We start from the raw sequence: 22,106 nt of genomic DNA on the forward strand, positions 1-22,106 counted from the left end.
TTCACGAGGGTCTTCGGAGCTGTCGCGAGAGAGCGATCTCGGCCTCCGCCTCCTTGATTGTGTCGAGAACGTTTTTCACGGAGGCTTCCAGATTGGATACGAGATCTGGATCGGCCTCGATCCGCGGTGGACAAAGTAAGTAGACGGGGCGAGCATCGCCAACTTGTGCTTCGGAGCGACGCGTCGCAGCATAGGCTAACACGCGTTGGGCATACCTATGGCGAATGAGCAATGGGACAAAACCAAGTGCCACGAGTGCCATCATCATGACCAGCCCTTCGAGTGACCTCGTTATCGACGCGTCGTGATGTTCGATGATGGATGGCGGGCTGACTTGAGCGACATCCGCGTCTACGAGTGCCGTGCCGATCGTTTCCTCGCTTTTGCGCTCGATCGCGGGTGGCGATGTGACCTTAACTACATCCGCCGGGACATCTACCGGCGCCGCGCCAGTCCTTTGCTCTTCCTGACGCTCGATCACGGATGGCGGCGCTGCCTGAACTTCGACCCGCGAGCGATTTACCGGTCCGCTGGCAGCTGTCGCATCATCGCGCCCTCGGCGATGGGCGTCCACTGAGGTTCGCGCCCCGAACGATTGCACAGATTTCTGGTCCGACGATATCTTCCGCATTTCGTGCGGCTTGATCCTTGTTCGCTGAGCCTTGTGAAGCCTGTGGAGATCAGATGAGGGCGCTGCGTACCTCCACATATCCCACCGCAGCCGGGGCGCGCGTTCGCGGAACCCATAAAAAAAAGTATCGCCACGAACCCAACCACCGCGAGGCCAAGCATTGCTTCTTTGGATCATCTGCATGTTCGTGCCCAGCCGGCTCGAGTAGGGCAAGCTGGATGCACCAGCATAATCATGGCCCCCGCCATAACCGCCACCGGCACCGCCGTTCGCGGATCCAGCACCACCAGCGTCACCCCCACCACCGCTGCCGGCACCACCAGCGCTTCCTGCACCACCGCCGCCAGCTCCAGCACCTCCCGCGCCACCGGCACCACTGCCGCCAGCTCCAGCGCCTCCCGCGCCACCGGCACCACTGCCGCCAGCTCCGGCGCCACCGGCACCACCGCTGCCAGCTCCACCTCCAGCTCCAGCGCCACCGGCACCACCGCCGCCGCCGCCACCACCGCTGCCGCCACCACCACCGCTGCCGCCACCACCACCGCTGCCGCCACCACCACCACCACCACCGCCGCCACCACCACCACCGCCACCACCGCTCCCGTGGCCAAAGGCCTGGGTGATGACCGGCGGGTTAATCAAGGTGATCAACAACGCTGCTATGACAGTAGACTTGATCACCGATCTGAGCATATCTGCCTCCAATGGCGCCCTATTTCTTTGGCGCGGCAGCACTCTTCAGAGGCCCAGAAGCGGAACGGGGCCGAGTTCATCAAGCTAGCGGTGCTTGCTGTTGCCCGACCTAGCTTTTCATCAGGTGAAACTCGGGTCGAGCTTCTGCTCAGCCTCAAGCACTCGTTCGCGAAGCGCTTCCAGTTCGGCGAGCTGAGAAGCGAGCGCTTCGAAACGGTGACGAAGAAGAGCGGCAGCGGCATCCACCCAGGGATTGCCCGCCGGCACCTTGGCCGATTTGAGAAGATCGGCCCGGGCCAGGGCCGCCGGGGAAGTCTGGAGATGATGGAGACCACTCATGGCCGGTCCTCCGCGTGGCGACGTACCGAGGGTTCGAACCTCCGAAGGTTCTCCACCGATTTCGTCGCGAGAAGAGATGAGCAGTAAGGCCGCGCCCCGGTCGGCGACCCTCAGCTAATCTTCACCGCGTTTGTGATGATAGTGTTTATGGGCCCCCGCGCCCTCCCCGCCACACGCCGCGACCGAGTTTGATCTCGAAAGCAGCATGGTTACGGCAGGAGGAGTTACGGCCGCGAATTTTCCGCAGGTCTTCAAAAACTCGCGCCGGTATTTGTGTTCGGATGAGGACATCGAGCCCCTCACGGTTGCTGCAATTAAACCCCCATCGAGCCCCGAATTAATTAAATTACGTTAATTCATTTCAATCACTAAATATAACAGAACCCCGGTTCCCGCCAGAAACCGGCTTTCGCATTCTAGTGCTTCGCCGGGGAGTTCTTTGCCGGTTCGTTCGGGTTTGCTTTTGCTCCTTGGCCGAGCTGATCGAGCCGCTTTTCGAGTTCGCGCTTTTCCGCAAGGAGCCTCGCAGCGAGGATCTGATCGACCTCAGTGTGAAGCGCCCACAACTCATCGATGGACATCGCGTCAAGGTCTTCTCGATCCATGCCAGCCAGCTCCATTCCGATAGAACGAGCTTGGGCCACCAGGGCACGTGCGCCCGCAACGCCCTGCCCCAAAAGCTTGCTCGGGTATCGTGGCACTTTATACGATTTAATGTCTTCAATATTAAATTAGGTTAAATCAAAGTGGTTAACTTTCTTCCTGTCATGTACGTGAGATGCGCGAGACGAGCAGCCCGAAAACGACGTGTCGGACGGACAGGCGACGACCGGCATGGGTCCACAAGCCGTCAATGATGGCCAAACCGTGCGACTTCCGCTCTGCCGTCGAAAGCCGACGTTCACGGTCACGGGCCTATGCCGGCACGATCACCTTGCCGATCGGCCAGAGCGCGATGCCTGCAAGCTTCAGATGGGCCCAGGCGAAGGGGATGCCGATGATCGTGACAGCGAGCACCAGTGCGGTCACGAGGTGGCCGAGCGCCAGCCACCAGCCGGCCAGCATGAACCAGATGATGTTGCCGATCACCCCGAGCGGGCCGGTGCCGATATCCTCGACACCCGTGACCTCGTAGCGGCTGACCGCCTTTGAACCGAACGGCAGCAGCGTGTAGACCGCGATGTTGAAGGCCGCCCGCGCCCAGGGCAGGCCGATGATGGTGATGGCCATGATGATCGCGGCGATCAGCCAGCCAAACGCCATCCAGGCGCCTCCGATGAGGATCCAGACGATGTTGAGGAGGATGGAGACGGGGGTCATGACATGATCCGGAGGTGGATGACGCCATCTATATAGGATCGAAATCTGTCCCTGCTAAGACGCTTCAATGCCCGCAAGACGTAGATCCGGATGGAGCGAAGTCTCGTAGGCAAAGGGGCCCTTGCGACGTGCCCACCCTTACGGCATCACCTCAGATCTTCCGTCCCGCCCGCTCCCAATAGGGATCGCGCAGGCGGCGCTTGAAGATCTTGCCGGAGTCTTCGCGCGGCAGCTCGGTGCGGATCTCGATGTGCTTGGGCACCTTGTAGTCGGCGAGATGCGCCTTCAGCGCGGCGCGAACCTCGGCTTCATCGAGCGTGACGCCGGCTTGCGGCTCGACCACCGCCATCAGCGCCTCGCCGAATTCGGCGTCGGGGATGCCGAACACCGCGCAATCATGCACGCCTGATACCGCGTGCAGCACGGACTCGATCTCCGCCGGATAGATGTTGACGCCGCCCGAGATCACCATGTCGCGCTTGCGGTCGCAGATGAAGACGTAGCCGTCTTCGTCGATATAGCCGACATCGCCGGAGGTGATGAAGCCGTCGCGGTCGATCTCGGCGCGCTTCTCCGGCTTGTTGTGATAGGTGAAGTCGGCCAGCTCCGCCATGCGGGAATAGATCTCGCCGATCTCACCCACGCCGAGCACGCGGCCGTCCTCGCCGATGAAGCGGAGCTCGGCGCCGGGCGATATCTTGCCGACCGTGCCGGGCTTCTTCAGCGCGTCCTCGGAGGTCGCAAACGTCACGGCACTGGACTCGGTCGAGCCGTAGAATTCGTAGATCACCGGTCCCCACCACTCGATCATGGCCCGCTTGACGTCGGCCGGGCACGGCGCGGCGGCATGGATGACGTGGCGCAGCGACGAGACGTCGTACTTGTTGCGGACTGCCTCCGGCAGTTTCATCAGGCGGATGAACATGGTCGGCACCATGAAGATGGTGTCGATTTTGTATCGCTCGATCGCTTGCAGAAATTCTTCCGCCTCGAACCGCGGCATCAGCACCAGTACCCCGCCGAGCTTGCCGGCGCGGATGCCGAACGAGTTCGGCGCGGAATGATAGAGCGGGCCCGGCAGCAGCGCGCGGGCCCCGGGCTTCAGTCCATAGATCATCGCGCGCATGCGCTCGCCGGCGGCCTGCTGCTCCGGCGTCGGCGCCTTCCGCCGGACGCCCTTGGGATGGCCTGTCGTGCCCGAGGTGTAGATCATGTTCATGGGCTGCGGCACGACCGGGCCGTCATAGGGCTGCTGCTGCGCGAGCCAGGATTCGAAATCGATCGCGAAGCTAGGCGTCGCCAGATGAGCCGGATCGATCTTGTAGTTGGAGCGGATCTCCGGCGGCGTCGGCACGCTGAGCACGGTGACGCCGCGCGGGATCGCATCGCGCAGCGCGTGCAGCATGTCGGCGTGCCCGATCAGCACGGACGTGCCGGTGTCGTTCAAGATGTAATTGATCTCCTCCGGCTTGAAGTGCCAGTTGATCGGCACGCCGTAGGCGCCCAGGCGCATCGCGGCGTAGGCGGCTTCGAGGAAGGCGATGTCGTTGCGCATCAGCATGCAGACGCAATCGCCTTGCTTGACGCCGATTTTGGCAAGGCCGCTCGCGATGCGGTCGGCGCGATCGGCGACTTCGGCATGGGAACGGCGGCGGTCGCCGGAGACGATGCCGAGGAATGGGGACGTTTCGCTCATTTTGTTTTTCTTTGTTGTTGTGTTGGTCATTCCGGGGCGGCTCGGAGAGCCGAACTCTGGTGCGCAATTGCGCACCCGAGGTCTGGTCCTTCGGACCATCCCGGAACGACAAGGGCTAATCCGCGAACTTCGGCGCACGCTTTTCCAGGTTGGCGCGCACCGCTTCGGTCTGGTTGGGGCTGCCGATCAGCTTCTGCTGCTCGACGGACTCGGCGAGCAGCGCCGGGCCCGGATCGACCAAGAGATTGTTCAGCAACCGCTTGGCCGCACGGATCGCATCGGGGCTCTTGCCGGCGATCTCGCGCGCGGTCTCCAGCGCCGCGGCGCGCGGGTCATCGCAGATGCGCGTGGCGAGCCCATACGTCATCGCCTCCTGGGCGGAGAAGATGCGGCCCGTGTAGGTGAGGTCGCGCAAGACGTCGTCGCGCACCAGTGAGGCCAGGATCGGCGTGCCCGCCATGTCAGGGACGAGACCCCATTTGATCTCCATGATCGACATCCGCGCATCGGGCGCCAGGAAGCGCATGTCGGCGCCGAGCGAGAGCTGGAAGCCGCCGCCGAAGGCAACGCCGTGCACCGCCGCGATGACCGGCACCGGAAGCTGGCGCCAACCCCACACTGCCTGCTGCGGAAAATTCGCCTTGCCATGCGTGCGCACCGTGAGATCCCGATTTTCGCCACCCGGAATTCCATCGCCGCCTTTCTCCTTCATGGCGGCGAAACGCCCCATGTCGAGCCCGGCGCAGAAGGCGCGGCCTTCACCTGAGAGCACGACGACGCGGACACTTTTTTCCCTGGAAAGTCGGTCGGTTGCGGCAACGAGGGCCTCGAACATCGGCTGATCCAGCGCATTCATCTTGTCGCTGCGCACCAGTCGCACGTCGGCGACGCCTTCCGAGATCGAGATCGAGACGCGATCTTCCATGGACGAATTCTCCCTGTTCTTGTTCAGTGCCGCTTTACAGGACGCTGGAGGCCGGATTTAGTCAATCGACCAATTAACTGACAATCCCTACGGGGGAAACAGCCATGTTCAAGGAAAATCTTCTGGCCGGCCGGCGCATTCTCGTGACCGGCGGCGGCACCGGTCTCGGCAAGTCGATGGCGGCGCGCTTCCTCCAGCTCGGCGCCGAGGTGCACATCTGCGGCCGACGCAAGATCGTGTGCGACGAGACCGCGACCGAGCTGATGGATCTCTATGGCGGCCGCGTCACCAGCCACGGCGTCGACATCCGCAATGCGCTCGCGGTCGAGGAGATGATCGAGACCATCTTCCGCGATGGCCCCCTCACCGACCTCATCAACAACGCCGCCGGCAACTTCATCTCCCGCACCGAGGAGCTCTCGCCGCGCGGGTTCGACGCGGTCGCCAATATCGTCATGCACGGCACGTTCTATGTGACGCATGCGGTCGGCAAGCGCTGGATCGCCTTGAAGCAGCCGGGCAACGTCGTGTCGATCACCGTGACCTGGGTGCGCAACGGCTCGCCTTATGTGGTGCCGTCAGCGATGAGCAAGTCGGCGATCCACGCCATGACGATGTCGCTGGCGACCGAATGGGGCCGCTACGGCATCCGCCTCAACACGATTGCCCCCGGCGAGATCCCGACCGAGGGCATGAGCAAACGCATCAAGCCGGGTGACGAGGCCGGCGCGCGCACCAAGGCGATGAACCCGATGGGCCGCGTCGGCACCATGGAGGAATTGCAGAACCTCGCGGTGTTCCTGATCTCAGGCGGCTGCAACTGGATCAACGGCGAGACCATCGCCATGGACGGCGCCCAGGCGCTGGCCATGGGCGGCAATTTCTACCAGCTGCGCGACTGGAGCGACGAGGACTGGAAGACCGCGCGCGAGAGCATCATGGCGCAGAACGAAAAGGACCGGGCGAAGCGGGGCTAGTTGTGTCGCCCGAATGAAGGCGTGAGGAGCTGACGCCCCCTCACGCCACCCTCACCTGTCATCCCCGCGAACGCAGGGACCCATAACCACAGAAGTTAGCTTGGCGAAGATTGGCAATGACCAGTCTTCGCCAAATTGCGTTTAGGGGCTATGGCTCCCGGATTGCGCTCCGCTTCGCTGCGCTTGTCCGGGACGACCGCGGGGCTCCCCACCTTGTCTTCACCCACAGATGCCGCCAAACTCCCCCGCAATAAAAACAAAACGTCACGGGAGAAACATGTCCACACAGAAACTGGCTGACCTCGCCGACATGGTGCGTGAGCGCGCCAACAGCCGCGGCGATGCCATCGCCTACGAGTTCGAGGGCCGCCTCACCAGCTTTGCCGAGTTCGACATCAAAACGAACAAGGTTGCCAACGCGCTGATTGCAATGGGCTTGAAGAAGGGTGATCGCGTCGCCTATCTCGGCAAGAACAGCGATCTCTATTTCGAGCTGCTGTTGGGCGCGATCAAGGCCGGTGTGGTGATGGCGCCGGTGAACTGGCGGCTCGCGGGGCCCGAGGTCGCTTTCATCGTTTCGGATTGCAAGGCGCCAGTGCTGTTCGTCGGGCCGGAGTTCATCACACAGGTTCGCCAGATCAGGGATCAGATACCGGGCGTGCGCACCGTCATCACCACCGAGGGCGGCGCGCCGGAGTGGCGGGATTTTACGGCGTGGCGCGATGCACAGAGCGGCGACGATCCAAAAGTGCCGATCGACACGAAGGACATCGCGATCCAGCTCTACACCTCGGGCACCACAGGCAAGCCGAAAGGCGCGATGCTGAGCCACGCGAACTTCCTCAACCTCATGCAGACAAGCAATGCCGAGGACAAGCCGGAGTGGAACCGGTGGTCGACCGACGACGTCTCGCTGGTAGCGATGCCGATCTTCCACATCGGCGGCTCAGGCTGGGGCGTGATGGGGCTCTATCACGGCGCCCGCGGCGTGATCGCGCGCGAGTTCGACCCCACCAAGGTTTTGGATTTCTTCGAGCAGTCGGGCATCACAAAACTGTTCATGGTGCCGGCGGCGATGCAGTTCGTGGTGCGGCAGCCGCGGGCCAAGACGATGGACTTCTCGCGGCTGAAATACATGCTGTACGGCGCCTCGCCGATCCCGGCGGCGCTGCTGAAGGAGTGCATCGAGGTGTTCAAATGCGACTTCGTGCAGCTGTACGGCATGACCGAGACGACCGGCACCATCGTCGCGCTGCCGCCTGAGGACCATGTCGAGGGGCTGGAGCGGATGCGCTCGGCCGGCAAGGCCCTGCCGGGCGTCGAGATCGCGATTCTGGACGCCGACGGCAAGCCGCTGCCGCCGCGCCAGGTCGGCGAGATCGCGACGCGCTCGGGCTCCAATATGGTCGGCTACTGGAATTTGCCGGAGGCCACCGCTGCGACGCTGCGCAGTGACGGGTGGTTGCGTACGGGCGATGCCGGCTACATGGACGAGGACGGCTACCTCTACATCCACGACCGCATCAAGGACATGATCATCTCCGGCGGCGAGAACATCTACCCCGCCGAGGTCGAGAGCGCGCTCTGCGATCATCCTGATATCGCGGAAGCTGCCGTGATCGGCGTGCCCGACGACAAATGGGGCGAAGCGGTGAAGGCCGTCGTGGTGATGAAGCCCGGCAAACAGGCGACTGCCACCGACATCATCAATTTCACCCGGACGCGCATCGCCGGCTACAAGACGCCGAAGAGCGTTGAGTTCCTGCCGGCGCTGCCGCGCAATCCGAGCGGCAAGATTTTGCGGCGGCAGTTGCGCGAGCCGTATTGGGCGGGGAAGGATCGACGGGTGAATTAGCCCCGCTGCGAGCGAAGCAATCCCAAGTCCCTCCGAGGCAACATTTCTGGATGCTTCGCTGCGCTCGCAATGACGCTAATGCTTCCCCGGCCCCATATAGCCGAACAAGAAACCCGCCACTTTCCGCATCTGGATCTCCTCGCTGCCCTCGGTGATGCGATAGCGGCGGTGATGGCGGTAGACGTGCTCGAACGGCTTGTGGCGTGAGTAGCCCATGCCGCCATGGACCTGCATCGCCCGGTCGGCGGATTCGCAGCAGAGGCGGTTTGCCCAGTAGTTGCACATCGAGACGCGGTCGGAGAGCGTGCGCTCGATCTGCTCCTCGGTGAGCTGGTCCATCTCCCAAGCGGTCTTGCGGATCAACAGGCGCAGCATCTCGGCTTGGGTGGCGAGCTCGACCAACGGGAACTGGATCGCCTGGTTTTCCGCGAGCGCCTTGCCGAACGGTTTTCGTTCTCGGGCGTATTTCACACTCTCGTTGATGCAGTAGACGGCCGCTCCCAGCGAGCTCGCGGCCTGGCGGATGCGGTTCTGGTGCACGAAACATTGCGCCAAGGAGAGGCCGCGGCCGACCTCGCCGAACAGCGCATCCTCGGGCACGAACACATCGGTGAAACTGACGCGCGGATGGTCGGTCGGCATGTTGAAGGTCCACATGTATTCCTCGACCTTCACACCGGGGCTCTTGGCCGGCACCAGGAAGCAGGTGATGCCGCGGGCATCGCCGTCATTGCCGCCGGTGCGCGCGAACAGCGCACAATGGGTGGCGACGTGCATGCCGGTGGTCCACATCTTCTCGCCGTTGATGATCCAGCCCTTGACGTTGTCGCGCGTGGCCGGCACCGCGCGCGTCTCCATGTGGGTGGCGTCCGAGCCGTGATGCGGCTCGGTGAGGCCAAAGGTGATGCGGTACTTGCCCCTGATCGAACCGTCGATCATCGCCTTCTGGTCGTCGCGGCCGTAACGGTCGAGCATGGTGACGACGGGGAAGTTACCGACGATCGAGTGCTCGTTCTGGAGATCGTTGTGCAGGCCGAGGCCCTTTGCGGCAAAATGCTCGCGGATCACGGCCATCCAGAGGTTGGAGCCGTCCTTCCCACCATATTGCTTCGGCACCGGGAACCGCAGATGGCCGGCGGCGTCGGCGAGATCCTTGGCCTTGCGCAGCAGCGCTTCCCATTCATGCCGCGGCAGACCGCCATTCTCGAAATCCGTGCGCGCCCATTCGCGGCGATGATCGAAAAAGCGGATGTTGTCCTCGGCCTTCTCCAGCGGCTTGATCTCGCGTTCGATGAAACGGTCGAGCTCTCCGAGATAAGCGACGAGATCGGCAGGCAATGAGAAATCCACGGTTCTCTCCCGGATTGATTTTCGTTTTGCGTTGAGGCGCTAGGCGCGTCTTTGCTTCGCATGATTAAGGTGAGAAGAGCCTCGCCAAGTCAAGCGAGCCGAGACGTGCCGGCGGCGCAAGGCGCACCTACGCAATTCGATGGTGCTCGAGCGGCGACGCGCGCTAGTATGACGCCGATATTCCTTCACAAGAAAATGCGGGAGCCGCGCGATGGAGCTGAACTTTTCCAAGGTGGAACGCAAGGGACCGATCACGATCGTGACGCTGTCGCGGCCCGAGGTCTACAACGCGCTGCATACCGATGCGCATTTCGAGCTGCAAAAAGTGTTCGACGATTTCTCCGCCGATCCCGAGCAGTGGATCGCGATCGTCACGGGCAGCGGCGACAAGGCGTTCTGCGCCGGCAACGATCTGAAATGGCAGGCCGCCGGCGGCAAGCGCGGCTGGGACAAGGGCGGCTTTGCCGGCCTCACCTCGCGCTTCGACTGCGACAAGCCGATCATCGCCGCAGTGAACGGCGTTGCCATGGGCGGCGGTTTCGAGATCGCACTGGCCTGCGACCTCATCATCGCCGCGGAGAACGCAACCTTCGCGCTGCCCGAGCCGCGCGTCGGCCTTGCCGCACTCGCCGGCGGCCTGCACCGTCTGCCGCGGCAGATCGGCCTCAAGCGCGCCATGGGCATGATCCTCACCGCGCGCCATGTCAGCGCAAAGGAAGGTCTTGAGCTCGGCTTCGTCAATGAGGTGGTGCCACAGGGCGAGGCGCTCAACGCCGCGCTGCGCTGGGCCGAGATGATCGCCAAGAACTCGCCGATGTCGATCCGGGCCTCGAAGCAGGCCATCCAGCGTGGGCTTGGCGTGTCGCTGGAGCAGGCGATCGCCGAGCAGCGGGAGTATCCGGCGGTCAAGGCAATGGTGGCCTCGCAGGACTATATCGAGGGTCCGAAAGCGTTTGCGGAGAAGCGGCCGCCGAAATGGGTCGGGAAGTAGCGGCTCCGCTCCTCACGATGAGACGCCCGACACCATCTGTGTCATGCCCCGGCTTGACCGGGGCATCCAGTGCGCCGCGGCTTCTCCGTATCTCGCTGCGGTCTCTGGAATACTGGATCGCCGGCCCTCGCGGGCGATGACGGCGGAGGTTGAGGCGCCGCCTACCCGCCTCGAGACAGCTCCCGCTTGTAGGACGCATAATTCGGCTGATCGACGGCGAGCTTGTCCATCGTGGTCGCCCACAGATGCTCGGCGAGACCGGGCGTTGTCAGATCAACCTCGCCTTGGGCGATGCGCTCGGCGAGCGCGCGGTTGAGCTCGGTGACCGAGCCGTCGATGCCAAGCAGCGTACGCAGGCGCTCCACCTCCGCAGCGTCGCTCTCCTTCTCCCGCGTCAGCTGCCGCGTGACGAGCTCGAGGATGTTGATGGCGACGCGCAGCTTGAAGGCCTGGTGGCCGGAGATCAGCGGCGTGATGTCGCTCCGGAGGAAATCGGCGACTGCTTTCGTCAGCTCGATGGGCGTCGGTTCATCCTGCATGCGTCAGCTCCCGCGCGGCGCCAAGAGCCGCAACAGATCGATCTCGGTCTCCGAGGCGCGGCGGCCGATCATGGCGCGCTCCATGGAATGGTCCGGCCCTTCGCGAAACCGTTGCATCATGCCGCCGCACATGATGCCCCAGCGCAGCGTCCCCATCACTTCCCAGAATTTTACGCGCGCCGGATCGACCTTGCGGCCTGCGGCCTCATAGCCCGCGAACAATTCCTCGCGCGTGCCAAACCCACCGACCGGCTTGTCGATCTCGCCAAAGCGCCAGGAATTGACGCAGACCCAGCCGAGATCCTCCATGGGATCGCCGAGATGAGCGAGCTCCCAGTCGAGCACCGCGCGAACGCCGTCCGAGCCGATGATGAGATTGCCGTTGCGGAAATCGCCGTGCACCAGCGTGGTCTCGGCCGCGGGACCGGGATCGTGGTCGCGCAGCCAGCGCAGTGCCAGCTCGAACACGGGCTTGGGCCAGTTCAGGCTACGATAGTCGCGCTCGAACTCGCCGATCTCCTGTGTCGCCCCCCGGCTGCGCAGCGCAGGCAATTCGTCTTGCGGCAGCCTGTGGAGGCCAGCGAGAATGCCGCCGATCTGCCGCGCGAGAAGCGGCCGCGCCGCCGCGTACTCCTCATCGCGAAGAATCTTGCGCGCGATGGTCTCGCCCTCGACACGCTGCATGATGAAGCCGGTGCCGAGCTCGTCCTCCGGCGTGAGCACATGCATCACGCGCGGGGACGGCACGCCGGCCTCATAGGCGAGCTGCATCAGCTGCGCTTCAGCACCAAGGCCCGCTGCACGCGTCGGTGCGGCGCCATAGCCCTTCGGCGAGCGGCGCAGGATCGCACCGATCGGACCATCGGGATGCACGATGTCGAAGCGCCAGGTCTCCTGGCTCGCGCCGCCGGACAGTTTTGCGGCGCCTGTGACGCCGGTCGCGCCCGGGCACCAGCGCGCGACGCTGCGCGAGAGCTCCGCCTCGATCATTTGCCCTTGAACTGCGCGGGACGCTTCTCCAGGAACGCGCCGACGCCCTCGCGGAAATCCTGGGTGTCGCCGGCGCGGAGCTGGCACTGGAATTCGAGATTGAGCTGATCCTCGAATGAGTTTTCCGGGCTGTCCCAATAGAGCTTGCGGATCAGTGACAGCGCGACCGTGGGGCCGCTGGCGAGTTCGCGTGCGAGCTTCATCGCCTCCTCCATCAGCACGCCGTCGTCATAGACGCGGTTGACGAGGCCCCACTCCAGCGCCTTCTCGGCCGGCAGCCGCTCGCCCATCAGCGACAATTCGATCGAGCGCGCGCGGCCGACGAGACGCGGCAGGAGCCAGGTCGAGCCGCAGTCCGGCACGAGGCCGATGCGGCGGAAGGCTTGCAGGAAGTAGGAGGAACGCGCGCACAAAATCATGTCGCCGAGCAGCGCGAAACTCATGCCGGCGCCGGCAGCCGGGCCGTTGACCGCGGTGACGATCGGGCAGTGCAGGTTGCGGATGCGGCGCAGGAAGGGGTGAAAACCCGTCTCGAGCGTCAGGCCGGCCTTGGTCTTCTTCGACTGGTTGTTGCGGCCTTGAAGATTCGCGCCGGTGCAGAACGCGCGGCCCGCGCCGGTCAAGACGACGCAGCGCACCTCGTCCTTCTTCTCTTCGATCGCGTCGAGCGCTTCGGCGAGACCTCCCAGCATATCCACGGAGACCGCGTTCATCACCTCCTGATGGTCGAGCTTGAGGATCGCGACCGAGCCATCGAAATCGAGCGTGACGTGTTTGAACTGCATTGTTTCCTCGTCAGTTGCGGCCGCGATGTTTCGCAGACCGGAATTAGTTTTTGCCGGAGTGCATATTTGATTTTTGTCGCGGTCTTGTCCATGGTGATCAGAGCATAGCAAGCAATCTTGCGCGCAGCGGCTGACGGGCCGCAGACCAAAAAAAGGAAACGCGCCATGACCATTTTCGACCTCTCCGGCCGCGTCGCCGTGATCACCGGCGGCAACGGCGGCATCGGGCTCGGCATCGCGCAGGCGCTTGCGGCCCAGGGTTGCAACGTCTCGATCTGGGGCCGCAATCCCGACAAGAACAAGAGTGCCGCCGCGAGCCTGGCCGACCTTGCCGGCAAGGTCGACACCCGCGTCTGCGACGTCACCGATCCGGCCTCGGTCAATGCGGCGATGAAGGCGACGCTCGACACCTACGGCCGCGTCGACGGCTGCTTCGCCAATGCTGGCATCGGTGGCGGCGGCCGGCGCGCCTTCATCGAGCGCACCGAGGAGGAATGGCGCACGATGTTCGCGACCAATCTCGATGGCGTGTTCCACGCGTTCCAGGCCGCGGCGAAACACATGACCGATCGCGCCAATGCAGGCGATCCCTTCGGCCGGCTGGTCGCGACCTCGAGCCTCGCCTCGATCTTCGGCACGGCGCGCAACGAGCATTATGCCGCGACCAAGGCCGCCATCAACGCGCTGGTGCGCGCACTCGGGGTCGAGCTGGCGCGTTACGGCGTCACCGCCAATGCGATCCTGCCAGGCTGGATCAAGAGTGACATGACCGCAGGGCTCATGGCCAACGACAAGTTCGTCGCCAACGTGATGCCGCGGATTCCGATGCGGCGCTTCGGCGAAGCCTCCGATTTCGGCGGCATCGCGGTGTATCTGATGAGCAAGGCGTCGTCGTATCACACGGCGGATACGTTCGTGATCGACGGCGGCTATACGGCGTTTTGATTTTCGTAGCCCGGATGGAGCGCAGCGCAATCCGGGACCGGCGTAACCGTGAGGCAAGACCCGGATTTCGCTGCGCTCCATCCGGGCTACAACACTGAGGGAATGGGCAAATGTTCTCGCACATCATGGTCGGCACCAACGACCTCGACAAAGCCAAGGCGTTCTACGACCAACTGCTGGGCACGCTCGAGGTGCGGCCAGCCAAGGTCGACGGCCATCGCATTTTCTATATCACCAAGACCGGCGTGTTCTCGGTGTCGAAGCCGATCAATGGCGAGCCAGCGACCTGCGCCAACGGCGGCACCATCGGCTTTGCCGCCAATTCGCCTGAGCAGGTCGACAGATGGCACGCCGCGGGCGTCGCCGCTGGTGGAACGCCGATCGAAAATCCGCCCGGCATCCGGGAGGGCTCCGGAGTGAAGCTCTATCTCGCTTACTTGCGCGACCTCGACGGCAACAAGATCTGCGCGATGCATCGGATGGCGAACTGATCGCTCAGGATGCCGTCATTCCCCGCGGAGGCGGGGAATCCAGTACGCCGCAGCTTCTCGGTTCAATCGCTGCCGTTTCGGAGTACTGGATCGCCCGATCAAGTCGGGCGATGACAGCGGAGAGTGAGGCGCGGACCTGCCGCTTCCCTACGCCGCCCCATTCAAACAACATTTCAAACGTCCTCGCGATATTCCATCGCATGGCATGGCTTGCGCGCAAAATGCGCGCTCGCACTTTGGCAGCGCTGCGACTATTCTTGCGCCCAGAACGATCTCAGCGTCCCCGGGAGGAACAATGACAAAACACACCTACATTCCCCGCACCACCAATTACACGCTCAATCCCGGCGACGAACTCAACGACCTCAGGATGTCGGACCAGGTCCGGCCGCTCTATGACCACGTCAAGAAGTTCATCCGCGACACCGTCGAGCCGATGTCGATCGAGTTCGCCAAGGCGGGCGAAGGCAAGGAGGATCGCTGGAGTTTTACGCCGAAGCAGCTCGAGGTGCTGGAGAAGGCCAAGAACAAGGCCAAGCAGGAAGGCCTCTGGAACTTCTTCCTGCCCGATGACGAGACCGGCCAGGGCTTGAAGAATCTCGATTACGCCTACATTGCCGCCGAGCTCGGCAAGAGCCCGCTGGCATCGGAGACCATGAACTGCTCGGCGCCCGACACCGGCAACATGGAGGTGCTGGAGCGCGTCGGCACCGAGGAGCAGAAGGAGAAGTGGCTGAAGCCGCTGCTCAACGGCGAAATCCGCTCGGCCTATGTCATGACCGAGCCGAACGTCGCTTCCTCCGACGCCAAGAACATCTCGACCACCGCGAAGCTCGTCGGCGACGAATGGGTCATCAACGGCGAGAAGTACTACATCTCGGGTCTCGGCGATCCCCGCTGCAAGATCCTCATCGTGATGGTGAAGACCAATCCGGACGCGCCGCCGAGCAAGCAGCAGTCGCAGATCCTGGTGCCGCGCGACACGCCCGGCGTCGAGGTGCTCGGCCCCATGTACGTGTTCGGCCAGGATCATGCCCCGCGCGGCCACATGCACATGCGCTTCAACAATGTGCGCGTCCCGAAGGAGAACATCCTGCTCGGCGAAGGCCGCGGCTTCGAGATCTCGCAGCTCCGCCTCGGCCCGGGACGTATCCATCACTGCATGCGCACCATCGGCAAGGCCGAGAAGGCGCTCGACCTCATGGTGCAGCGAGGCCTCACCCGCGAAGCCTTCGGCAAGAAGATCGCCCATCTCGGCGGCAACATGCAGATCATCGCGCAGGCGCGCTGCGAGATCGAGGCGATGCGGCTGATGGTGCTGAAGGCGGCGAAGGCGATGGACGTGCTCGGCAACAAGGAGGCTCGCGTCTGGGTCTCCATGGTCAAGGCCATGGTGCCGGAGCGCGCCTGCAAGATCATCGACCAGGCGATCCAGATGCACGGCGCCACCGGCATCTCGCACTGGACCCCGCTCGCGGAGATGTACCAGGACGTGCGGCACCTGCGCTTCGCCGACGGTCCGGACGAGGTGCACTGGATGGTGGTCGGACGCCACGAGCTGAGCATGGCGTGAGTCACGAGGTGCCGTAGAGTGGGCAAAGGCGCGCTCTTCGCGCCGTGCCCACCACCGTGACCTCGCAAGAAGTGGTGGGCACGCTTTCGCTTTGCCCACCTTACACCGTTCGAACTACATCGCGGGCGCGAGCTTGTCCTGCGTCTTGGTCTCGAAATCGGATGCGTCGTGACGCTCATGGAGCTGGCTGGCGGGGTCGCCGGAGATGCGGTTGACCATGCGGCCGCGCTTCACCGCCGGACGCTTGGCGATCTGGTCGGTCCAGCGCTGCACGTTCTTGTAGTCCTGTACCGAGAGGAATTCGCCGGCGCCATAGACCAGCCCCTTGGCGAGCGCGCCATACCAGGGCCACACCGCCATGTCGGCGATGGTGTACTCCTTGCCCGCGAGATATTCGTTGTCGGCAAGGCGCCGGTCGAGCACGTCGAGCTGGCGCTTGGTTTCCATCGCGAAACGGTCGATGGCATATTCGATCTTGGTCGGCGCATAGGCGTAGAAATGGCCGAAACCGCCGCCGAGATAGGGCGCGCTGCCCATCTGCCAGAACAGCCAGGACATCGCCTCGGCGCGGGTCTTGATGTCCTTCGGCAGGAAGGCGCCGAACTTCTCGGCGAGGTAGAGGAGGATCGAGCCGGACTCGAACACACGGATCGGCTCGGGGCCGGAACGATCCATCAGCGCTGGAATCTTGGAATTCGGATTGATGTCGACGAAGCCGCTGCCGAACTGTTCGCCGTTGCCGATCCTGATCAGCCAAGCGTCGTACTCGGCCCCCTTGTGGCCGAGCGCCAGGAGTTCCTCCAGCATCACGGTCACCTTCACCCCGTTCGGCGTCGCCAGCGAATAGAGCTGGAGGGGATGCTTGCCGACCGGCAGCTCCTTGTCATGGGTGGGGCCGGCAATGGGCCGGTTGATGTTGGCGAACTGCCCGCCATTCTCCTTGTTCCAGGTCCAGACTTTGGGCGGCACGTAAGGGGTGTCAGTCATGCAAGGGCTCCGGCGGAAAGATGCGCCTGCATTAATTAGCCCGCGAACGGCCGATGACAAGGGCGCCGAAATGCATTGTCGGATGGGCCAACTCCACGTTTTGTCATGGCACCCCTCCCCCATCTCATTTCGGGGCACCCGCAGGGCGAGCCCGGAATGACGGCGCCACCTAGGACGCCGCGGCTTGCGGCTGCTCCTCGTGCTTCATCACAAATCCTTCATATCCCTTCGCGGCGACCTCCTCGCAGATCCGCCGGTAAACGCCGACGCGGCCGATATAGGGCATGAAGATGCGCGGCTTGCCGGGGACGTTGGCCCCCATGTACCAGGAATTGGCCTGCGGATAGAGCGTGCCGTGGGCGATCTCGTTGACATGCGCCACCCATCTCTCCTCGGCTTCCCTGCCCGCCTCCATCGTCGCGAGGCGCTGCTTGCGCATGTGGACGAGGCCGTCTGCGATCCAGTCGACATGCTGCTCGATCGACACGATCATGTTCGACAGGACCGAGGGGCTGCCCGGGCCAGTGATGATGAAGAGGTTCGGAAAGCCCGCGCTCATCAGGCCGAGATAGGTCTTTGGACCTCCCGCCCATTTCTGCTTCAGCGTCTGCCCGCCACGACCCAAAATGTCGATCCTGGCGACGGAGCCGGTCATCGCGTCGAACCCCGTCGCAAGCACCAGCGCATCGACCTCGTGGTCCTTCCCCGCGACGCGCACGGCGTTTGCGGTGATCTCTTGAATCGGATTGATCTTGATGTCGACCAGCGAGACGTTGGAACGGTTGAAGGTTGCGAAATAGTCGGTGTCGACGCAGATGCGCTTGGTGCCGATCGGATGGCTGTTCGGCTGAAGCAGCTTTGCGGTCTCAGGGTCCTTCACGATCTCGGCGATCTTGCCGCGCACGAAATCCGCCGCGGTGTCGTTCGCGGCCCGGTCGAGGGCGAGATTGTTATAGGCGTACATGAAGGTGAGCCCGCCGCGCTCCCAGCGCGCCGAATACTTTGCGCGCCTGACATCGTCGTCGTCATCGAGCGCGCCACGATCCGGCTGCGCGGCATAGATGCCATTGCGGGCGACCACGCGGGCGAAGCGACGGATTTCGGGATAGTTCCTGCGGAACGCGCTGCGTTCCTCAGCGGTCAGCGCGGCGTTGCGGGCCGGAACGGAGAAATTGGCTGTACGCTGGAACACGGTGAGATGCTTCGCCTGCTCGGCGATGACGGGTGCCGACTGGATGCCCGATGATCCCGTGCCGATCAGGCCGACGCGCAGGCCCGTGAAGTCGACCTCTTCATGCGGCCAGTTGCCGGTGTGGTAGACGGGCCCCTTGAAATCTTCGAGCCCCCTGATGTCGGGCTTGCGTGCATTCGAAAGGCAGCCCGTGGCAAGCACGACGAACTGCGCTTGAACGGTCTTTCCGTCGGAGATCGTCACCGACCAGCGCTCCGCGCGTTCGTCGAACACAGCGCGCTCGACCCGGGTGTTGAACTGGATGTCGCGACGCAGATCGAAGCGATCGGCGACGTGATTGGCGTATTTCAGGATCTCCGGTTGCGGCGCGTAGCGTTCGCTCCAGTCCCATTCCTGCTGGAGCTCTTCGGAGAACGAGTAGGAATATTGCATGCTCTCGACGTCGCAGCGCGCGCCGGGATAGGGGTTCCAATACCAGGTGCCGCCGACGCCGCCGCCCTGCTCGTATATGCGTGCGGAGAAGCCGAGCCCGCGCAAGCGATGCAGCATGTACATGCCGGCAAAGCCGGCGCCGACGACGACCACATCGTAGGCCTCGGCGGCGCGGGCGGGGTTCGATTGCGCTGACGACATTGATTGGCGCTCCCTGATTTTTCTGTTGTTGTACGCCAGCATTTGCTTTCGTCCTCGAAAGCGCAAGAGGCAAATCGGCAGGCTCTGGGCTGCTTATTTTGTAGAGCGGAATGGCTCATCCGCTTCGTGGCGCCTGTACGCAAGATGCGCCGCCAAATCCGGATTGGCATCGCGGGCGACGATGGGCTAGCGTCGCGGGGCCTTCGCAAGCAAAGCAACAACAGCAACGCGGAAGGCTGCTGCCGGGAGAGAACCATGAAATCGCCGATCTGCGACATGCTGGGTATCGAATTCCCACTGCTCGCCTTCAGCCATTGCCGCGATGTCGTCGCCGCCGTCAGCCGCGCCGGCGGCTTCGGCGTGCTCGGCGCGACCGTGCACACGCCTGATACGCTCGAGCGCGAGCTGAGGTGGATCGACGATCACGTCGATGGCAAGCCTTATGGCATCGATGTGCTGATCCCCGAAAACATCTCGACCGCGGGTGAGAAGGACGTCACCTGGAAGAGACTGGAAACGCGCGTGCCGCAAGAGCACCGCGATTACACGCGAAATCTCCTGAAGAAGTACGACATCGAACTGACCACCACCGACGTCGCGGACAACCAGCCGCAACCGTTCGATGCGAAGACCGCGCTTCAGCTGCTGGAGGTCTCCTTCAATCATCCGATCCGGCTGATCGCCAATGCGCTGGGCGTGCCGCCGAAGGCGATGATCGAAATGGGCAAGACGCGCGGCGTCCCCGTCGCGGCGCTGGTCGGCGCCAAGGAGCACGCGCTGCGCCAGGTCGCGGCCGGCGTCGACATCCTCGTGGTGCAGGGCACCGAGGCCGGCGGCCATTGCGGCGAGGTCTCAACCATGGTGCTGGTGCCGGAGGTGATCAAGGCCATCAAGCCCATTCGCGACGTGCCGGTGCTGGCGGCCGGCGGCGTCATGACGGGACGGCAGATGGCGGCCTGCATGGCGATGGGCGCGGCCGGCGTCTGGACCGGCTCGGTGTGGCTTGCCACCGTCGAGGCCGAGACCACGGAGATTTTCCGCGAGAAGATGATCGCGGCGTCCTCCCGCGACGCCGTCCGCTCCAAGGGCCGCACCGGCAAGCCGGCACGGCAGCTCCGCTCGGTCTGGACCGATGCCTGGGACCGCGCGCCGGACAGCCCGGGCGCGCTGCCGATGCCGCTGCAGAGCATCATCAGCCGCGACGCCTTCCATTCCATCGACCGAGCCGCCGCGAGCGGCAACGCCAAGGCGCGCGATCTCGTCAGCTATTTCGTCGGCCAGGGCGTCGGCCTGATCGACAGCGTGAAATCGGCGGGTGCCGTGGTGCAGGAGTTCAAGGAAGAGTTCGCCGAAGCCGTCGAGCACATGAATGCGCTGGTGGCGCAGTAGTCACTGCATCGTCATTGCGAGGGCAGCGAAGCAAATCCAGACTGCCTCCGCGGATCCATTTCTGGATTGCTTCGTCGCCAGCGCAGAATTGCTTCGCAATTTTGTCGCGGGCTCCTCGCAATTGACGAAGCAACTAACGTCGTGAATCGAGATTATGACTGACAAGAACCCCATCTCCGAAGACCGCATCCCCGTCATCGTCGGCATTGGCGAGATCGTCGACCGCCCGAAAGAGATCACCGATGGTCTCGAGCCGCTCGATCTGCTCGAACAGGCACTGCGGCGCGCCGAGGCTGATGCCGGCGCAAAGCTGCTCGGCGAGGTGCAGTCGCTCGACGTCGTCAACTTCCTGAGCTGGCGCTATCGCGATCCGGAGAAGCTCCTGGCGCAGCGCTTCGGCATCTCGCCCGCGCATTGCTATTACGGCCCGGTCGGCGGCGAGAGTCCGGTCCGCTACGTCCACGAAGCGTCCAAGCGCATCGCGCGCGGGGAATGCGGCGTCGCCGCAGTGTGCGGCGCGGAGGCGCAGTCGACCGCGACCAAGGCGGAGCGCGCCGGCGTCAAGCTGCCATGGACGCCGTTCGCCCATGATGTCGAGGAGCCCAAGCGCGGCGCGGCGTTCCAGAAGCCGCTGGCGGTGAAGCTCGGCGTGTTCCGCCCGGTCACGGTCTATCCCTTCTACGAGGCGGCCTCCGCTGCGCATTGGGGCCAGACGCCGCGCGAGGCGATGGCGGAGTCCGGCACGCTGTGGTCGCGCTATTCGGAAGCCGCCGCACAAAATCCCAATGCCTGGCTGAAGCGGCGCTATGTGCCCGAGGAGATCACGACCCCGACCGCCGACAACCGCCTGATCGCGTGGCCCTATAACAAGCTGATGGTCGCCAATCCCAGCGTCAACATGGGTGGTGCCCTGCTGCTCACGAGCCTTGCCAAGGCGCGGGCACTCGGTATCGCGCAAGATAAGCTGGTCTATCCGCTCGGCGGCGCCTCGGCGGAAGAGCCGCGCGATTATCTGTTGCGCGACCAGTTTTACGAGAGCCATCCGCAGAACGCGGTGCTCAGAAGCGTGATGGACATCGCCGGCGGCGACGGCAGGAAATTCGACGCGATCGAGCTCTACAGCTGCTTTCCGTGCGTACCCAAGATGGCGCGGCGGACGCTGGGCCTTTCTGCCGACGTGCAGCCGACCGTGACCGGCGGCCTCACCTTCTTTGGCGCTCCGCTCAACACCTACATGACGCATGCGGCCTGCGCGATGGTGCGGCGTGTGCGCGGTGGCGCAAGACTCGGCCTGCTCTACGGCCAGGGCGGCTTCGTCACCAAGCATCACGCGCTGGTGGTGTCGAAGACGGCGCCCCGCGAGACTCTGGCGCAGGAGACGAGCGTGCAAGGCGAAGCGGACCGCAACAAGCACGCGGTGCCGGAGTTCGTCACGGAGGCCTCAGGCAAGGGCAAAGTCGAGAGCTTTACCGTGCTCTACGGCCGCGGCGGCGATGTCGAGCATGGCGTGGTGATGCTGCGCACGACCGATGATCGGCGTACGCTGGCGCGGATTCCGGCGAGCGATAGTGCGACGCTGGCGCATCTGCTCGACATGGATCGCACGCCGGTGGGCTCGCTCGGTGAGGTAGCGATGGCTGCGGATGGCGTGCCGGAGTGGCGGGTGGCGTAGCTGACTCAGACAGCAACGTGTACCGCTGGGAGAGAGATGGGTCCCGGCGCAGCAGCGCATCATTTCATGCTGCGCTGCGTCCCGGGCACTGGACTGACCTAAAGCGCGATGAGATTTGGATGAATCGTCATCG

At 63.8% G+C, this 22,106-nt stretch carries 21 protein-coding genes; 9 read left to right on the plus strand and 12 right to left on the minus strand.

Annotated features, from left to right (window positions below; genetic code table 11):
* Position 1: 1 nt before the first annotated feature.
* The 3 genes from P6U27_RS24190 to P6U27_RS24200 all read right to left on the minus strand — a co-directional run bounded on the left by P6U27_RS24190 (position 2) and on the right by P6U27_RS24200 (position 1,663).
* The gene (locus P6U27_RS24190) at positions 2 to 481 is read right to left on the minus strand and encodes a hypothetical protein (protein ID WP_122404244.1); all 480 of its coding nucleotides are present in this window, start codon (positions 479 to 481) and stop codon (positions 2 to 4) included.
* Positions 482 to 804: 323 nt separating this feature from the next.
* On the minus strand, positions 805 to 1,224 hold the full coding sequence (locus P6U27_RS24195) for a hypothetical protein (RefSeq protein WP_181956123.1): 420 nt from the start codon (positions 1,222 to 1,224) through the stop codon (positions 805 to 807).
* Between the two features lie 220 nt (positions 1,225 to 1,444).
* Positions 1,445 to 1,663: a hypothetical protein gene (locus P6U27_RS24200; RefSeq protein ID WP_129143533.1), complete on the minus strand. Its 219-nt coding sequence runs from the start codon at positions 1,661 to 1,663 to the stop codon at positions 1,445 to 1,447.
* A 470-nt stretch (positions 1,664 to 2,133) separates the two neighbouring features.
* Between P6U27_RS24200 and P6U27_RS24205 the strand changes: the two genes are divergently transcribed.
* The gene (locus tag P6U27_RS24205; RefSeq protein WP_407192721.1) at positions 2,134 to 2,403 is read left to right on the plus strand and encodes a hypothetical protein; all 270 of its coding nucleotides are present in this window, start codon (positions 2,134 to 2,136) and stop codon (positions 2,401 to 2,403) included.
* A gap of 175 nt (positions 2,404 to 2,578) precedes the next feature.
* Here the strand turns inward: P6U27_RS24205 and P6U27_RS24210 are convergent, their stop codons facing one another.
* From P6U27_RS24210 to P6U27_RS24220, 3 genes are all read right to left on the minus strand, one after another.
* Complete coding sequence (locus tag P6U27_RS24210) at positions 2,579 to 2,983, minus strand: YccF domain-containing protein (RefSeq protein ID WP_122404246.1); 405 nt, start codon at positions 2,981 to 2,983, stop codon at positions 2,579 to 2,581.
* Between the two features lie 151 nt (positions 2,984 to 3,134).
* A complete protein-coding gene (locus tag P6U27_RS24215) occupies positions 3,135 to 4,679 on the minus strand; it encodes an acyl-CoA synthetase (RefSeq protein ID WP_122404247.1) in 1,545 nt (514 codons plus the stop codon).
* Between the two features lie 115 nt (positions 4,680 to 4,794).
* Complete coding sequence (locus P6U27_RS24220; RefSeq protein ID WP_122404248.1) at positions 4,795 to 5,604, minus strand: crotonase/enoyl-CoA hydratase family protein; 810 nt, start codon at positions 5,602 to 5,604, stop codon at positions 4,795 to 4,797.
* Positions 5,605 to 5,708: 104 nt separating this feature from the next.
* On the opposite strand from P6U27_RS24220, the gene P6U27_RS24225 reads away from it, so the two are divergent.
* Together P6U27_RS24225 and P6U27_RS24230 are read left to right on the plus strand one after the other, a co-directional pair.
* The gene (locus P6U27_RS24225) at positions 5,709 to 6,581 is read left to right on the plus strand and encodes an SDR family oxidoreductase (protein WP_122404249.1); all 873 of its coding nucleotides are present in this window, start codon (positions 5,709 to 5,711) and stop codon (positions 6,579 to 6,581) included.
* A gap of 277 nt (positions 6,582 to 6,858) precedes the next feature.
* Positions 6,859 to 8,436 (plus strand): fatty acid--CoA ligase, encoded by a 1,578-nt coding sequence (locus tag P6U27_RS24230; protein ID WP_407192722.1) that lies wholly within the window; start codon positions 6,859 to 6,861, stop codon positions 8,434 to 8,436.
* 75 nt (positions 8,437 to 8,511) lie between these two features.
* Here the strand turns inward: P6U27_RS24230 and P6U27_RS24235 are convergent, their stop codons facing one another.
* The gene (locus tag P6U27_RS24235) at positions 8,512 to 9,786 is read right to left on the minus strand and encodes an acyl-CoA dehydrogenase family protein (RefSeq protein ID WP_122404251.1); all 1,275 of its coding nucleotides are present in this window, start codon (positions 9,784 to 9,786) and stop codon (positions 8,512 to 8,514) included.
* A 211-nt stretch (positions 9,787 to 9,997) separates the two neighbouring features.
* Between P6U27_RS24235 and P6U27_RS24240 the strand changes: the two genes are divergently transcribed.
* Positions 9,998 to 10,777: an enoyl-CoA hydratase-related protein gene (locus P6U27_RS24240; RefSeq protein WP_122404252.1), complete on the plus strand. Its 780-nt coding sequence runs from the start codon at positions 9,998 to 10,000 to the stop codon at positions 10,775 to 10,777.
* A 161-nt stretch (positions 10,778 to 10,938) separates the two neighbouring features.
* On the opposite strand, the gene P6U27_RS24245 is transcribed toward P6U27_RS24240, so the two are convergent.
* From P6U27_RS24245 to P6U27_RS24255, 3 genes are read right to left on the minus strand one after another with little or no spacing between them, the layout of a single operon-like run.
* Complete coding sequence (locus P6U27_RS24245) at positions 10,939 to 11,316, minus strand: DUF6285 domain-containing protein (protein ID WP_122404253.1); 378 nt, start codon at positions 11,314 to 11,316, stop codon at positions 10,939 to 10,941.
* A 3-nt stretch (positions 11,317 to 11,319) separates the two neighbouring features.
* The gene (locus tag P6U27_RS24250; RefSeq protein WP_122404254.1) at positions 11,320 to 12,306 is read right to left on the minus strand and encodes a phosphotransferase family protein; all 987 of its coding nucleotides are present in this window, start codon (positions 12,304 to 12,306) and stop codon (positions 11,320 to 11,322) included.
* Entirely contained in the window at positions 12,303 to 13,091 is a 789-nt protein-coding gene (locus tag P6U27_RS24255) for an enoyl-CoA hydratase/isomerase (protein WP_100230120.1), read from the minus strand. The genes P6U27_RS24250 and P6U27_RS24255 overlap by 4 nt, the downstream gene beginning before the upstream one ends.
* Before the next feature lie 165 nt (positions 13,092 to 13,256).
* Between P6U27_RS24255 and P6U27_RS24260 the strand changes: the two genes are divergently transcribed.
* From P6U27_RS24260 to P6U27_RS24270, 3 genes are all read left to right on the plus strand, one after another.
* Positions 13,257 to 14,036, plus strand: coding sequence for an SDR family NAD(P)-dependent oxidoreductase (locus P6U27_RS24260; RefSeq protein WP_129143541.1), 780 nt, complete (start codon positions 13,257 to 13,259; stop codon positions 14,034 to 14,036).
* Positions 14,037 to 14,146: 110 nt separating this feature from the next.
* Positions 14,147 to 14,527: a VOC family protein gene (locus P6U27_RS24265; protein WP_122404256.1), complete on the plus strand. Its 381-nt coding sequence runs from the start codon at positions 14,147 to 14,149 to the stop codon at positions 14,525 to 14,527.
* 295 nt (positions 14,528 to 14,822) lie between these two features.
* Entirely contained in the window at positions 14,823 to 16,100 is a 1,278-nt protein-coding gene (locus P6U27_RS24270) for an acyl-CoA dehydrogenase family protein (protein ID WP_162500368.1), read from the plus strand.
* A gap of 114 nt (positions 16,101 to 16,214) precedes the next feature.
* Here the strand turns inward: P6U27_RS24270 and yghU are convergent, their stop codons facing one another.
* Together yghU and P6U27_RS24280 are read right to left on the minus strand one after the other, a co-directional pair.
* The gene (yghU, locus tag P6U27_RS24275; RefSeq protein ID WP_122404258.1) at positions 16,215 to 17,087 is read right to left on the minus strand and encodes a glutathione-dependent disulfide-bond oxidoreductase; all 873 of its coding nucleotides are present in this window, start codon (positions 17,085 to 17,087) and stop codon (positions 16,215 to 16,217) included.
* Between the two features lie 169 nt (positions 17,088 to 17,256).
* The gene (locus tag P6U27_RS24280) at positions 17,257 to 18,912 is read right to left on the minus strand and encodes a flavin-containing monooxygenase (RefSeq protein WP_407192723.1); all 1,656 of its coding nucleotides are present in this window, start codon (positions 18,910 to 18,912) and stop codon (positions 17,257 to 17,259) included.
* Between the two features lie 255 nt (positions 18,913 to 19,167).
* On the opposite strand from P6U27_RS24280, the gene P6U27_RS24285 reads away from it, so the two are divergent.
* Both P6U27_RS24285 and P6U27_RS24290 read left to right on the plus strand, forming a co-directional pair.
* Positions 19,168 to 20,301, plus strand: coding sequence for a nitronate monooxygenase (locus P6U27_RS24285; protein ID WP_407122005.1), 1,134 nt, complete (start codon positions 19,168 to 19,170; stop codon positions 20,299 to 20,301).
* A 154-nt stretch (positions 20,302 to 20,455) separates the two neighbouring features.
* Positions 20,456 to 21,973: an acetyl-CoA acetyltransferase gene (locus P6U27_RS24290; protein ID WP_122404260.1), complete on the plus strand. Its 1,518-nt coding sequence runs from the start codon at positions 20,456 to 20,458 to the stop codon at positions 21,971 to 21,973.
* Positions 21,974 to 22,106: the final 133 nt, after the last annotated feature.

The sequence above is a fragment of the Bradyrhizobium sp. STM 3566 genome (assembly GCF_045571445.1).
Lineage (GTDB): Bacteria > Pseudomonadota > Alphaproteobacteria > Rhizobiales > Xanthobacteraceae > Bradyrhizobium > Bradyrhizobium vignae.

What these genes read in the sequence shown, in the direction of transcription:
- P6U27_RS24215 (WP_122404247.1), bottom strand. Translation starts at nt 4,679, where the DNA reads ATGAGCGAAACGTCCCCATTCCTCGGCATCGTCTCCGGCGACCGCCGC.
- P6U27_RS24240 (WP_122404252.1), top strand. Translation starts at nt 9,998, where the DNA reads ATGGAGCTGAACTTTTCCAAGGTGGAACGCAAGGGACCGATCACGATC.
- P6U27_RS24210 (WP_122404246.1), bottom strand. Translation starts at nt 2,983, where the DNA reads ATGACCCCCGTCTCCATCCTCCTCAACATCGTCTGGATCCTCATCGGA.
- P6U27_RS24290 (WP_122404260.1), top strand. Translation starts at nt 20,456, where the DNA reads ATGACTGACAAGAACCCCATCTCCGAAGACCGCATCCCCGTCATCGTC.
- P6U27_RS24255 (WP_100230120.1), bottom strand. Translation starts at nt 13,091, where the DNA reads ATGCAGTTCAAACACGTCACGCTCGATTTCGATGGCTCGGTCGCGATC.
- P6U27_RS24265 (WP_122404256.1), top strand. Translation starts at nt 14,147, where the DNA reads ATGTTCTCGCACATCATGGTCGGCACCAACGACCTCGACAAAGCCAAG.
- P6U27_RS24285 (WP_407122005.1), top strand. Translation starts at nt 19,168, where the DNA reads ATGAAATCGCCGATCTGCGACATGCTGGGTATCGAATTCCCACTGCTC.
- P6U27_RS24200 (WP_129143533.1), bottom strand. Translation starts at nt 1,663, where the DNA reads ATGAGTGGTCTCCATCATCTCCAGACTTCCCCGGCGGCCCTGGCCCGG.
- P6U27_RS24220 (WP_122404248.1), bottom strand. Translation starts at nt 5,604, where the DNA reads ATGGAAGATCGCGTCTCGATCTCGATCTCGGAAGGCGTCGCCGACGTG.
- P6U27_RS24280 (WP_407192723.1), bottom strand. Translation starts at nt 18,912, where the DNA reads ATGTCGTCAGCGCAATCGAACCCCGCCCGCGCCGCCGAGGCCTACGAT.
- P6U27_RS24225 (WP_122404249.1), top strand. Translation starts at nt 5,709, where the DNA reads ATGTTCAAGGAAAATCTTCTGGCCGGCCGGCGCATTCTCGTGACCGGC.
- P6U27_RS24230 (WP_407192722.1), top strand. Translation starts at nt 6,859, where the DNA reads ATGTCCACACAGAAACTGGCTGACCTCGCCGACATGGTGCGTGAGCGC.
- P6U27_RS24250 (WP_122404254.1), bottom strand. Translation starts at nt 12,306, where the DNA reads ATGATCGAGGCGGAGCTCTCGCGCAGCGTCGCGCGCTGGTGCCCGGGC.
- P6U27_RS24270 (WP_162500368.1), top strand. Translation starts at nt 14,823, where the DNA reads ATGACAAAACACACCTACATTCCCCGCACCACCAATTACACGCTCAAT.
- P6U27_RS24260 (WP_129143541.1), top strand. Translation starts at nt 13,257, where the DNA reads ATGACCATTTTCGACCTCTCCGGCCGCGTCGCCGTGATCACCGGCGGC.
- P6U27_RS24245 (WP_122404253.1), bottom strand. Translation starts at nt 11,316, where the DNA reads ATGCAGGATGAACCGACGCCCATCGAGCTGACGAAAGCAGTCGCCGAT.
- yghU (WP_122404258.1), bottom strand. Translation starts at nt 17,087, where the DNA reads ATGACTGACACCCCTTACGTGCCGCCCAAAGTCTGGACCTGGAACAAG.